The sequence below is a fragment of the Mesorhizobium sp. P160927 genome (assembly GCF_057766385.1).
Map to the genome: position 1 here is coordinate 560,911 of NZ_JBYMDW010000001.1, position 12,577 is coordinate 573,487.

The 12,577-nt window shown below is 64.6% G+C and carries 9 protein-coding genes; 2 read left to right on the forward strand and 7 right to left on the reverse strand.

The features are described from left to right. Positions 1-10: 10 nt before the first annotated feature. A complete protein-coding gene (locus AC3CB8_RS02815) occupies positions 11-1,174 on the reverse strand; it encodes an ABC transporter substrate-binding protein (protein ID WP_023771846.1) in 1,164 nt (387 codons plus the stop codon). Beyond that, a complete protein-coding gene (locus AC3CB8_RS02820) occupies positions 1,155-2,291 on the reverse strand; it encodes an ABC transporter ATP-binding protein (RefSeq protein ID WP_488377263.1) in 1,137 nt (378 codons plus the stop codon). The genes AC3CB8_RS02815 and AC3CB8_RS02820 overlap by 20 nt, the downstream gene beginning before the upstream one ends. 114 nt (positions 2,292-2,405) lie before the next feature. Between AC3CB8_RS02820 and AC3CB8_RS02825 the strand changes: the two genes are divergently transcribed. Then, positions 2,406-3,218: a response regulator transcription factor gene (locus AC3CB8_RS02825; RefSeq protein ID WP_023784167.1), complete on the forward strand. Its 813-nt coding sequence runs from the start codon at positions 2,406-2,408 to the stop codon at positions 3,216-3,218. A gap of 27 nt (positions 3,219-3,245) precedes the next feature. Here AC3CB8_RS02825 and AC3CB8_RS02830 read toward each other — a convergent pair whose 3' ends face one another. The 5 genes from AC3CB8_RS02830 to AC3CB8_RS02850 all read right to left on the reverse strand — a co-directional run bounded on the left by AC3CB8_RS02830 (position 3,246) and on the right by AC3CB8_RS02850 (position 9,943). Next, on the reverse strand, positions 3,246-5,306 hold the full coding sequence (locus tag AC3CB8_RS02830; protein ID WP_352595860.1) for a 3-hydroxyacyl-CoA dehydrogenase NAD-binding domain-containing protein: 2,061 nt from the start codon (positions 5,304-5,306) through the stop codon (positions 3,246-3,248). A gap of 120 nt (positions 5,307-5,426) precedes the next feature. Continuing rightward, positions 5,427-6,374: an ABC transporter permease gene (locus tag AC3CB8_RS02835; protein ID WP_023771850.1), complete on the reverse strand. Its 948-nt coding sequence runs from the start codon at positions 6,372-6,374 to the stop codon at positions 5,427-5,429. Between the two features lie 3 nt (positions 6,375-6,377). Beyond that, positions 6,378-7,358: an ABC transporter permease gene (locus AC3CB8_RS02840; RefSeq protein WP_023784165.1), complete on the reverse strand. Its 981-nt coding sequence runs from the start codon at positions 7,356-7,358 to the stop codon at positions 6,378-6,380. Position 7,359: 1 nt separating this feature from the next. Next, positions 7,360-8,880, reverse strand: a complete 1,521-nt coding sequence (locus AC3CB8_RS02845; RefSeq protein WP_352563969.1) for a sugar ABC transporter ATP-binding protein — start codon at positions 8,878-8,880, stop codon at positions 7,360-7,362. Positions 8,881-8,929: 49 nt separating this feature from the next. Next, positions 8,930-9,943: an ABC transporter substrate-binding protein gene (locus AC3CB8_RS02850; protein WP_023771853.1), complete on the reverse strand. Its 1,014-nt coding sequence runs from the start codon at positions 9,941-9,943 to the stop codon at positions 8,930-8,932. A 210-nt stretch (positions 9,944-10,153) separates the two neighbouring features. Between AC3CB8_RS02850 and AC3CB8_RS02855 the strand changes: the two genes are divergently transcribed. Beyond that, positions 10,154-12,571: a glucan 1,4-alpha-glucosidase gene (locus tag AC3CB8_RS02855; protein WP_352595862.1), complete on the forward strand. Its 2,418-nt coding sequence runs from the start codon at positions 10,154-10,156 to the stop codon at positions 12,569-12,571. Positions 12,572-12,577 lie beyond the last annotated feature (6 nt).

Consider the following 12,577-nt stretch of genomic DNA (forward strand, 5'->3'; position numbering starts at 1 on the left):
CAGGCCACTCTCAAGCCGATTTGAAGCGCGCCATCAGTTCGGCACGGCCCGGGTCGGTCAGCGTTGCCGCCGCGCCGAATTCGAGCGGCGTCAACAGCTCCACCGCCGGATAGAGAATCGGATTGTCGAGCACTTCCTTGGGCAGCAGCTTGTTGACGCGCGCATCCGTCGAAGGCGCGCCGTTGGCGAGGTGCTCCTTCACCGCGACCTGCGGGTTCATCAGATAGTTGAGCAGCGCATAACCGGCGGGCTTGTTGGGCGCGTCCTTCGGGATCGCATAGAAATCGGTCCAGATCTCGCCGCCCTCCTTGCCCAGCACATAGGCGATCTCGGGAATGTCGCGATGCAGCTGCGCGCCGTCATTGGTCCAGCACATCGTCATCCACGCGTCGCCCGCACGCATACCGGGCTGGTAGTCGGACGAGACGGCGAACAGATGCGGCTTGACCTTCAGCAGCAGTTCCTCTGCCTTGGCGAGCTCGTCCTGCTTCAGAGAATTGAACGAATAGCCGTAATATTTCAGCGCGTTGCCGATGGTGGTGAGCTGGTAGTCGTGCACCATGGTGCGGCCATCGCCCTCGGCCATGGCGGTATCCCAGAACTCCTTCCAGCTCGTCATCGGCTTGGTCAGCTTCTTGGTGTTCACTGCAAAGCCTGTGGTGCCCCAGTTCTTCGGCACGGCGTAGATCACCTTGTCGATCGTGCCCTCGGAGGTGAAGCGCGGATCTTCCTGGGTGCCGTCGAAATTCGGCAGCTTCGCCATCTCCAGCGGCTCGATGATGCCGAGCTTCTTGTAGGTCGAGATCGTATAATTGGTCGGCACGAACAGGCTCCAGCCCGAGGCGCCGGCCTGCAGCTTGGCCAGCATCTCCTCATTGGAGCCGAACACGTTGACCTCGACGGCGACGCCGGTGTCCTTCTTGAAGTTCTCGAAGGTCTGCGGGTCATGGTAATTCGGCCAGGTGGCGATCGACATGCGGTCGCCAAGGCTTTCGGCGGCGAAGGCAGGCGTCGGCATGATGCCGATCTCGCGCGCCATCACCGCCGTTGCGATGCCAAGGCCGGTGAGGCCAAGGAAGTCGCGGCGGCCGATCGAGCCGCGCTTCAGGCGCATCAGCTGGTCGACGAAATTCTCCGGGCTTATCGGCAGTCCGTCACGATATGATTTCGACATGTTTGTTTACCCTCTGGTTGGTCCCGTTGTTCTTGGTTTCCGGAAACGCCAGCGGCGTTCCCGTGGCATAGCCGATGGCGACGGGTTCACCCGGCTTGAAGAGATTGCCTTGGCCGATCAGGTGATCAGCCTTGGCGAGCAAAGTGCCGATGCCCTGCACTTCGATCGCGTATTCCGCGGTCGAGCCGAGGAATATCCGGTTGCGGACGATGCCCTTGAGCGGACCGCTTTCGGGAGCGCCAAGGCTGAGCAATTCAGGGCGCAGACTGACCGAGACGGTCTCGCCTTGTAGAAGCGCGGTTCGCTTGCGCGCCGCGACCACAGTGCCGTCCGCCAGCGCCACGTCCACCAGGTCGCCCGTGTGCCCGGCGACGGTGCCGCTCAACAGATTGGTCTTGCCGACGAAATCGGCGACGAACAGGTCGGCCGGCTCATCATAGATCTCGCTCGGCTGGCCGAGCTGGACGATGCGCCCGCCATTCATGACGCAGACGAAATCGCTCATCGACAGCGCTTCCTCCTGGTCGTGGGTCACCAGCACGAAGGTGATGCCGATCTCGCGCTGCAGGTTCTGCAGCTCGATCTGCATGTCGGTGCGCAGCTTCTTGTCGAGCGCCGCAAGCGGCTCGTCGAGCAGCAGCACCGCCGGCTTGTTGACCAGCGCGCGCGCCAGCGCGACACGCTGCTGCTGGCCGCCGGACAGTTCGTGGATCTTGCGGCCGCCATAGCCGGCGAGCCGCACCATTTCGAGCGCTTCGCCGGCCCGCCGGCCGATATCGCGCGACGACAGCCGTGGCCTTGCCTGGCGCAGCCCATAGGAAACGTTGGCTTCGACATCGAGATGCGGAAACAGCGCGTATTGCTGGAACACCATGTTGACCGGCCGTCGGTAGGGCGGCGTGCCGGCCATGTCCTGGCCACGGATGAACACCTGGCCTTCGCTCGGCTGTTCGAACCCGCCGATCATGCGCAGGCAGGTGGTCTTGCCGCAGCCGGACGGTCCAAGCAGCGCAACGAAGGCGGAGGGCGGCACGGCAAGGTCGATGCCGCTGACCGCGGTCACCGCGCCATAGCGCTTGGCGACGCCGCGAAATTCGATGTCGGGCACTGCGGTCAAGGCTGCGGGCTCCAGGACGATGCGATTTCAAGACGCTACCAGAGCCAATGGCATCTAGTATATACCTCGTAGGTGGTATATCTGATCTATTTTCCCGTTTAAGGGGGTATTGGATTGAGCGTTTCCCGCAGCGACGAATACAGCCGGCTCGCCACCCTTGTCGCGGCGACGCGGGAGACGAGCGGGGATCTCTTCGGTCAAGCGATGGTCGATTGGCTGCGGCAGCATGTCGGCTTCGACCATTGCGTGGTCTTCGGCTATCGGGGTGCGGCGCGCCCGCCACTGCTGTTCGAGACCTTCACGCCGACCGAAAGCCACGTCTTCGTCGCGCTCTACCAGGAAGGCCCCTACCTGCTCGACCCCTTCCATCACGCGGCGGTCGAGCGCAAGGAAGGCTTCTGGCGCATGCGCGAACTGGCTCCTGATCGCTTCTACGCCAGCGAATATTTTCGCTCCTATTACAGCCAGACCAGACTGGCCGAGGAAGTCGGCTTCTTCGTGCCGCTGCCGGGCAAGGACGCGCTGGTGCTGTCGCTGATGCGGCTAAGCGCTTCCGGTCCGTTCGGCACCGCCGATGCCAGGCTGCTGCGCGACATGGCGCCGGCGGTGATCAGCTTCACCAGGCTGCGCTGGCCAACCCTTCCCACCGAGGAACCGGCCGAGACGAAGCAGGACGAGGAAATCACCGAGGTCAACGAGTTCGACCGCGCCCATATCTGGAAAAGCCTGTCGCTGACGCCACGCGAAAAACACGTCGTCGACCTAGTGCTGCAGGGCCATTCGACAGAATCGATCGCCAGGGCCATGCGCATCGTGCCGGGAACCGTGAAGGTCCATCGCCGCAACATCTACCGCAAGCTCAAGATCAAGTCGCAGGCCGGCCTTTTCGCCCGCTTTGTCGAGATCATCGATGCGCGGATACGGTGATTCCCGCAGGCCGCTGACTACCTCGGATCAGACTTGCCATGAGCCGGTTTCGGCCATCCGCTCGAGCAAAGGAGCCGGTTTGAAAACATCCTTGCCTGTCCGCTCATGCCAATACCTGAGTCGCCCGACGATCCTGGCCGCGCCTTCGAGGCCGGCCCAGAACATCGGGCCGCCCTTGCCGACGGGAAAGCCATAGCCATTGACCCAGACGACATCGATGTCGGACGCACGGGCAGCGATTCCCTCCTCCAGAATCTTCGCCCCCTCGTTGATCAGGGGATAGAGTGTGCGCTCGATGATTTCGTCGGCGCCTATCGTGCGCGGCACGATGCCCTTTTCCGCCGCCTTGCCGCGAATTAGCGCCTCGACCTCGGGATCGGGCACCGGCATTCGCGAACCGTTCTCGTAGAGATAGAAGCCACGGCCGGTTTTCTGGCCGAAACGCCCCTGTTCGCACAGTGTGTCGGCGATGACGGCCGTCAGGCCCCGCGCCTTGCGGTTGCGCCAGCCGATGTCGAGACCGGCAAGGTCGCCCATCTGGAACGGACCCATTGGCCAGCCGAAATCGGTGAACGCCTTATCGATCTGGCTGGGGGTAGCGCCTTCGAGCAGCAGCGCCTCGGATTCCGAGCCGCGCGCGGCCAGCATGCGGTTGCCGACGAAGCCGTGGCAGACGCCGACGACGACAGCCACCTTGCCGATCCGGCGTGCAAGGTCGACCACGGTCGCCAGCGCATCGGGTGCCGTTTTTTCGGCGCGTACGATCTCCAGCAGTTTCATGACGTTGGCCGGCGAGAAGAAATGCAGGCCGAGGACATCCTGCGGCCGCGAGGTCGAGGCGGCGATTTCGTCGATGTCGAGATAAGAGGTGTTGGTGGCGAGGATGGCGCCCGGCCTCGCCACCGCGTCAAGCTTCCCGAAGATTTCTTTCTTGACCGCCATGTCCTCGAACGCTGCCTCGACGATCAGGTCGCAATCGGCGAGATCGGCATGGTCGACCGTGCCTTTGAACTGGGCGAGCCGCTGCCGCTTGGCATCCTCGCTCAAGGAGCCGCGTGCAACCGAGACGGTGTAATTCTTCTCGATCGTCGCCAGCCCGCGCCGCAGCGCCTCCTGGCTGGTTTCCAGCAAGGTGACGGGAAAGCCGCCATTGGCGAATGCCATGGCAATGCCGCCGCCCATTGTGCCGGCGCCGATGACACCGACGCGGGCGATCCTGCGCTTGACGACATCCTTGCCGGGAAGCTTGGCCGCCTCGCGTTCGGCGAAAAACAGATGCCGCTGGGCGCGCGACTGGTCGCTGGCGACGAGCTTGACGAACAGCGCCCGCTCCTCCGCCAGCGCCTCGTCGAAGGGCAGCGTGACGGCATTGCGCACCGCCTGCGCACAGGCAACAGGCGCTTCGAGGCCACGCGCTTTGCGGGCAAGATCCGCGACCTCGGCATCGAAGGCGGCAAGGTCGGTTTCCTTGAGGACGTCGTCGCGGTCGCGTACCGGCGTGAACGGACCACCCTTGCGGGCCATCTCGCGGACGAAATTGACGACGTGGGTGGTCAGATCGCCTTCGAAAACGGCATCCACCAGGCCGGCGCCGTATGCCTCATCGGCACCGATCGGTGTACCGGAAACGATCATCTTCAATGCCTTGGCGGCGCCAACTAGGCGCGGCAGCCGCACCGTGCCGCCGCCACCGGGCAGGATGCCGAGCTTCACCTCGGGCAGGCCGAGCCTTGCGCCTTGATCGGCAACGCGGAAATGGCAGCCGAGCGCCAATTCCAGCCCGCCGCCGAGCGCGGTACCCTGGATGGCGGCGACGGTCGGCTTGGCAATGGCTTCCAGCACCGCCACGATGGCGCGCAATTCCGGGTGCTGCATCGGCTTGCCGAATTCGGTGATGTCGGCACCGGCAACGAAGGTCCGGCCGGCGCAAGCAATGACGATTGCCGCGACCGATGCGTCATCGCGCAAAGCGGCCAGAGCCTGCATCAGCGGTTCGCGGACGTGGAAACTCAGCGCGTTTACCGGCGGATTGTCGATGGTGACGATGGCGACGCCACCCTCGTTCGCGACGCTGACAGAACTGGACAAGTGGGGGCCTCCCAAGACCGACTGAGATCGGGGACCGGTTTACAAGGCCACGCCGCGAATGGGAACCGGCTGGTCCAATCGTTGGCAAGACAGGCTGCGGTCGCGCCGGAGACGTTGCGGTCAGCGCACCGCCTTCTCGCCGCCCGCAGCCGTGATCACCCCTACGATGATAAGCCCGGTCAGCAAGAGCCGCACCCCGGCGCTGACGCCGAATGTGTTGAGCATGGTGAGCAGCAGCACCAGGAACAGCGCCGCCCCCCAGACGCCGGGCACATTGGCCTTGCCGCCCGCCACCGACGTGCCGCCGATGACGACCACGGCGATCGAAGCGAGCAGGTATTCGTTGCCGATGTCGACGTTGGCGCCGCGGAAATAACCGGCGAGCAGCGCGCCGTCGATGCCGCCGAGCGCGCCCGACAGCGTATAGGTGAGGAAGCGGATGCGCCCGACATTGACACCGGCGAGCCAGGCGGCGCGGATATTCTGGCCGATCGCCAGCACCGAGCGGCCATAGATCATGCGCTGCAAGGCGATGGCCGCTGCGATGGTGAACAGCACGGTGAGGATCGCCAGCACGGGTACGCCCAGCACCTGCCAGTTGGTGAAATCGGCGAAGCCAGGCGGCGGCTTGATCTGCAGTCCGCGCCCATAGCTGATGTCGACCGACTGGATGATGAAGCTCGCTGACAGCGTGGCGATGATCGGCGGGATGCGCAGCGCCCAGATCAGTAGATAGTTGATGGCCCCGATCGCGGCGCCACAGGCGAGCGCCGCCAGCAATCCGACCAGGATCATGGCATCGCTGCCGCCCATCACCTTCATGGCGACCGCGCTGGCGAGGCCGATATTGGCCGGCAGCGACAGGTCGACATTGCCGGGTCCAAGCGTGATGACGAACATCTGGCCGACACCGACGATGACGGTGAACACGGCAAGCGACAATGCCGCCGTGACCATGCCGCCGCCGCCATAGCCCCCGGTGAAGGCAATCGTCGCCAGCCACACCAGCAGCGCACCGACAAACGACCAGATCCAGGGTTTTGTGAGCAGGGTCTTCAGCGAAGCCATCGCTTACCTTTCCCTGCGGCTGATCAGCACCCGCGCCGCAAGCACGATGATCAGGATGGCGCCGTTGGCGGCCACCTGCCAGTCGGGCGGAATGTGCATGAAGGTGAGCAGCGGCGAGGCGGCCAGCGCCAGCGTCAGCGCGCCGATGACGGCGCCGATTGGCGAGACCCTGCCGCCGACGAACTCGCCGCCGCCGAGGATGACCCCGGCGATGGCCAGCAGCGTGTAACCATTGCCGATATTGGCATCGGCGGAGGTGGTGATGCCGATCAGCGCCATGCCCGACAGAACGCCGAACAGGCCGGCCAGCGCAAACAGCACGATCTTGGTCCTGAGCAGCGACCAGCCGGCGCGCTTGAGCGCCGCCGGATTGCCGCCCGAGCCGCGCAGGATCACCCCATAGGAGGTACGCATCAGGCCGAAATGCACGACGGCCGCGATCAGCAGCGCGGCGATGATCGGAAACGGAATGAAAGGCGGCTTGAACGACATGATCGCCAAAAGCCAGTCCGGCGCCTTGCCGCCCGGTTTTGGCAGGACGAGAATGGCGAGGCCCTGCCAGACGAAGCTCATGCCGAGCGTCACCACGATGGAGGGCAGGTTGCGCAGATGGATCAGCGCGCCGAGCAGCGCATAGATGCCGATCGATCCGGCGAGAATAAGGACTCCAATGAGTGGCGCATCCTTCAGCCAGGTCGCGGTGACGCAACCGACAAAACCGACAAAGGTGCCGATCGAGAGATCAAGCTCGTTGCCGGCGATGACGAACATCTGCGCAATCGTCGCCAGCGCGATCGGAATCGCCAGGTTCAACATCAGGCTGAAGCCGAAATAGCTGATGGCGCGCGGATTGAGCCAGGCGATCGCGAGCAACACCAGCGCCAGGGATAGCGCGGGCAGCAGGCCGCGCAACAGCCGCGCCCGCGCCGCCGCATTGCGTGCCGCCGATCCCTTGAAGCCATTGTCGATTGGCGTCGCCGTCATCTCAGGCCGCATCGCCGAAGGAGGACTGGATGATCTTCTCTTCGGTCAGCTCGTCGCGCGTCAGATTGGCGACGATGCGGCCGTTCTTGAAGACATAGATGTGGTCGCAATTGTCGAGCTCTTCGGTTTCGGTCGTGTACCAGAGGAAGGAGCGTCCGCGGCCCGCCTCCTCGCGCACGAGATCGTAGACCTCCAGCTTGGTACCGATGTCGACGCCGCGCATCGGGTCGTCCATCAGCACGATCTGGGCATCGGAGCCGAGCGCCCTGGCGAACAGCGCTTTCTGCTGGTTGCCGCCCGAGAGCGAGAAGATGTTGTTGTTCATGTCAGGCGTGCGGATGCCGATCTTCTTCTGCCAGAACGCGGCCAATTCGGCCTCACGCTGGGGTGAAATCAACAGCCCGTTGCGCAAGCGCGCCAGCGAGCGGATGCCGATGTTTTCGGCAACCGACCATTGCGGGAAAATGCCATCGGACTGGCGGTCGCCCGCCACCAGCGCGACCGGCGCCGTCACCTCGATGCCGGGCTTGGCGCGTGCGGCGGCGTCGAAGATACGCAGCAGCAAGTCGGTCTGTCCGTGACCGGCCAGCCCGGCAAGGCCGATGATCTCGCCCGCGCGCGCGACGAGATCCTTGCCATCCGCCTGTCCGGCGGGCCGCGCCCGGACGCGAAGCGGATTGGCGCCTGTCTTGGCGGCAGCGGCCTGCGCGGCGGTCTTCGCGCGCGCCTCGGCTCCGCCCATCACGGTCACCAGCCGGTCGCGATCGAACGCACCAGCCGCTTCCGACGCCACCACCTTGCCGTCACGCATCACCACGATCCGGTCGGCGTTCCGCAGCACCTCGCCCAGCACGTGCGAGATCAGGATGCAGCTTTTGCCGCCGGCGACGAAGCGGCGCACGAAGGCCAGCAACTGGCCCGATGTGTGCGCGTCGAGCGACGAGGTCGGTTCGTCGAGGATGACCAGGTCGAGCCGGTCCTGAGTCACGGTGAAGGCACGCGCCACCTCGACCATCTGGCGCCGGCCGATCGACAGATCGCTGACAACGTCCCAGGCCGAGATGCCATGGTCCGGAAAAATTTCGTCCAGCTTGGCGGCGATCAGCTCCGCCGCCTTGCGCCGCCAGCCGAAGCCGGTGAGCGAAGCATGATTGATGCGCGTGTTTTCGGCGACGCTGAGATTGGGGCACAGCGACAGTTCCTGGAACACGCAGCGTATGCCAAGCTGCTGCGCCCGCGACACCAAGTAGTTGTCCTCGATGCCGCCATGCACGGTGATCGTGCCGCCGTCGGGCGTCGAGGTCCCGGCCACCATGTGCATCAGCGTCGACTTGCCGGCGCCATTATGGCCGACGAGGCCGACGCACTCGCCGGGCCCGACATGGAAATCCACCCCGCCTAGCGCCCTGACGGCGCCGAAATGCTTTTCGGCACCGTCAAGTCTTACGATGTCAACGCTGACGGCGCCGAATTGGTTTTCGGCGCCGCCCTGTCTGATGATGTCCGCGTCGCCTGCAGCCATGCTCAACGATATCCGCTCGATGATGCCCGCGGCAACGCGTCTGCGACTTTCACTTGATATTGGCTTTGATCGCCGCGATGGCATCTTCCTGCGTGTATTCGTGGGTGGCGACACCGCCCTCCTTGATCTTGGGCAAGGCCGCCTCGAAATCGTCCTGGGTGAAGGCCAGATACGGCACCAGCAGATCGTGCGGAATGTCCTTGCGGCCATCGAGCACCTGCTGCGCCACCCAGAAGGCGAGCGTCGATACGCCCGGCGCGATCGAAGCCGACCAGGTCTGATAGCCGTCCTTGTCCTTCTGCTCCTTCCACCACTTCAATTCGTCCTGCCGGTTGCCCATGATGATGGTCGGGCGCGGCTTGCCGGCGGCGGCGAAGGCTTGCGCGGCGCCATAGCCGTCACCGCCCTGGTCGACGATGCCGACGACGTCGGGCAGCGACGGCAGGATGGTCGCCACCGCCTTCTGAGCCGTGGTCTGGTCCCAGTCGCCGGTGACAGAACCGACGATCTTGAATTCGGGATGCGCGGCCACGCCTTCGAGGATGCCTGCATGGATGGCATCGTCGATCGAGGTGCCGGCAAGCCCCCGGATTTCAAGCAGATTGCCGCCCTTGGGCTGGAACTTGGCCATGTGCTCGACTTCCTGCTTGCCCATGTCCTTGAAGTCGACGACGACGCGATAGGCGCAAGGCTCGGTGACGGTGCCGTCGAAGGAGACGACGGTGATGCCGGCATCGCAGGCCTGCTTGATGGCGCCGTTGAGCGCATCCGGCGAGGCGGCGTTGATGACGATGGCGTCATAGCCCTGCAGGATCAGGTTCTGCACCTGGGCGGCCTGGGTCGGCACTTCCTTGTCGGCGGTGGTGAAGACATCGGCCGCGCCGACGACCTTGTCGTCGACGGCCTTCTTGGTGACGATGCCATAGCTGTCGAGCATCGCCTGCCGCCACGAATTGCCGGCATAATTGTTGGAGAACGCGATCTTCTTGCCGCTGGTGTCCGCAAAAGCCGTACCGGCCGCGAGCACCGCTGCAAGCGTGCTGAGAACCAATAGTTTCTTCATGTGATACTCCTCCCGAGAGTTGCTGATCAGTTTGATTGTCGACGAATTTCGCGATTGCGATCCTGTTTTTTATCTATTGTCAGACAAAAGTGCAGAAGGCCGGCGGGCTGTCAACTGCAATCCGATGTGCGCCGGCGATCAACTTGCGGTGCGCTGATTGAAATGGCGTCGTTTGATGGCTAGGCATGCGGGCCAGGAGAGCGAACAAGCATGGCAGTGACGCCGACTGTGCCGCCGGGCGCACCGGGAATTCCCGCGCGCTGGACCTCAAGCGCCAAGAGCGGAGTCGGCTCGGCGCTTTCGCCGTCCAGCCGCGTCTGGTTCTCCATCAGCCACGGGATCCTGAACGAGGTGTATTACCCGCGCGTCGACAGCGCCTGCACGCGCGACCTCGGCCTCATCGTCACCGGCAGGGATGGCTATTTCTCCGAGGAGAAGCGCGATGCCTCGCACGGCATCGGGCCGTTCGAGGACGGCGTGCCCGCCTACAGGCTGGCCAATACAGCCGATGACGGCGCCTACCGGATCGAGAAGCGTATTCTGGCCGATCCGGCGCGTCCGACCTTGGTGCAGGAAATCACCTTCAGCCCGATCAAGGGCTCCGCGGCCGACTACCGCGTCTACGCGCTTCTGGCGCCGCATCTGGTCAATGCCGGCATGGGCAACACCGCCTGGGTCGGCGAGTACCAGGGAAAGCCTGTCCTGTTTGCCTCGGGGCGCGGCACCTGCCTGGCGCTGGTCTCGTCCCTGCCCTGGCGGGATTGCTCGGCCGGCTATGTCGGCTTCTCCGACGGCTGGCAGCAACTCAACAATACCGGCAAGCTCGACACAGCTTGCCGGCGTGCCGAGGACGGCAATGTCGCGCTGACCGGCGAGATCGGCTTCACCGCCGCCAACACAAAAACCGTGCTGGCGCTGGGTTTCGGGACGACACCGGACGAAGCCGCCGAAAACGCCTTCGCCAGCCTGAAGCAGGGTTTTGAACCGGCGGCGAAATTGTACGTCGAACAATGGCGCAAATGGCAGGCGGGGCTGCTGCCACTGGACCGCCACGCGGTCCCCGGAGTGAACAGCTACCGCGTCTCCACCGCAGTGCTGGCAACCCACCGGTCGTCGGCAATGCCCGGGGCGGCGGTGGCCAGCCTGTCGATCCCATGGGGATTCAACAAAGGCGACGATAATCTCGGCGGCGACCATCTTGTCTGGCCACGCGACCTGGTCGAAACGGCGGGCGGCTTTCTCGCCGCCGGCGATGCCGCTTCGGCGCTGCGGATCCTGGAATATCTCCGCTTCATCCAGCAGCCGGACGGCCATTGGCCGCAGAACGCATGGCTCGATGGCTCCGCTTATTGGCCTGGCATCCAGATGGACGAATGCGCCTTTCCCTTGCTGCTGGCGGATGCCCTGCATCGCGCTGGCCACTTGCCGCGTGCCAGGCTGAAGGCCTTCCTGCCGATGATCGAGCGCGCCGCCTCCTATGTCGTGCGCAATGGTCCGGTCACCGGCGAGGACCGCTGGGAAGAAGACGCCGGCTATAGCCCGTTCACGCTGGCCGTCGAGATCGCGGCACTGCTTGCCGGCGCCGACCTGCTCGACGCCTGCGGCAAAGCGGCGGAGGCGGCCTACCTGCGCGAAACAGCTGACTGTTGGAACGACCAGGTCGAACGCTGGACCTATGTCAGCGGCACCGCCATCTGCAAGACCGTCGGCGTCGGCGGCTATTATGTCCGCATTGCGCCGCCCGACGACCCCGACGCCGGCTCGCCGAAGGACGGCTATGTGCCGATCAAGAACCGCCCACCCGGCGACACGGACCGGCCGGCCGAGGAAATCGTCAGCCCGGATGCGCTGGCGCTGGTGCGCTTTGGCCTGAGAGCCGCCGACGATCCGCGCATCGTGGACACCGTCAAGGTCATCGACACGCAGCTGCGCTGCGAACTGCCGCAAGGGCCGCTCTGGTACCGCTATAACAGCGACGGCTATGGCGAGCATGAGGATGGCGCGCCCTTCGACGGCACCGGCCAGGGCCGGCCCTGGCCCCTGCTGGCCGGCGAAAGGGCGCATTACGAGCTGGCCGCCGGGAGCAAGGACAAGGCGGCCAGCTTGCTCGATGCGCTGGAACGGTCGGCCGGGCCTGGCGGCCTGCTGCCCGAACAGGTGTGGGACGGCGCCGATATTCCCGAACGCGAGTTGCTGCATGGCAAGCCATCGGGCAGCGCCATGCCACTGGTCTGGGCGCATTCCGAACACATCAAGCTGCTGCGCTCGCTCCGCGATGGCGCCGTCTTCGATATGCCGCCGCAAGGCGTGAAGCGCTACATCCAGGACAAGACCGTATCGTCGTTCAGGGCGTGGCGCTTCAACAACAAGATTCGCGCACTGCCCGAGGGCAAGACATTGCGCGTCGAGCTGCTGACGGCGGCCACCGTCCACTGGAGCACGGACAATTGGGCAACCGCCCACGACAGCCGGACAGCGGAAAACGCTTTCGGCCTTCACCTTGTCGATCTACCCACGGCCAGCCTCCTCAACGGAAGCACACTGCTCTTCACTTTTTTCTGGCCCGGAACCGGCGATTGGGAGAATGTCGACTTCTCCGTCATGTCAGGCGCGCAGGACAGCCAGTAGATCCTT

What these genes read in the sequence shown, in the direction of transcription:
- AC3CB8_RS02845 (WP_352563969.1), bottom strand. Translation starts at nt 8,880, where the DNA reads ATGGCTGCAGGCGACGCGGACATCATCAGACAGGGCGGCGCCGAAAAC.
- AC3CB8_RS02850 (WP_023771853.1), bottom strand. Translation starts at nt 9,943, where the DNA reads ATGAAGAAACTATTGGTTCTCAGCACGCTTGCAGCGGTGCTCGCGGCC.
- AC3CB8_RS02840 (WP_023784165.1), bottom strand. Translation starts at nt 7,358, where the DNA reads ATGACGGCGACGCCAATCGACAATGGCTTCAAGGGATCGGCGGCACGC.
- AC3CB8_RS02855 (WP_352595862.1), top strand. Translation starts at nt 10,154, where the DNA reads ATGGCAGTGACGCCGACTGTGCCGCCGGGCGCACCGGGAATTCCCGCG.
- AC3CB8_RS02835 (WP_023771850.1), bottom strand. Translation starts at nt 6,374, where the DNA reads ATGGCTTCGCTGAAGACCCTGCTCACAAAACCCTGGATCTGGTCGTTT.
- AC3CB8_RS02815 (WP_023771846.1), bottom strand. Translation starts at nt 1,174, where the DNA reads ATGTCGAAATCATATCGTGACGGACTGCCGATAAGCCCGGAGAATTTC.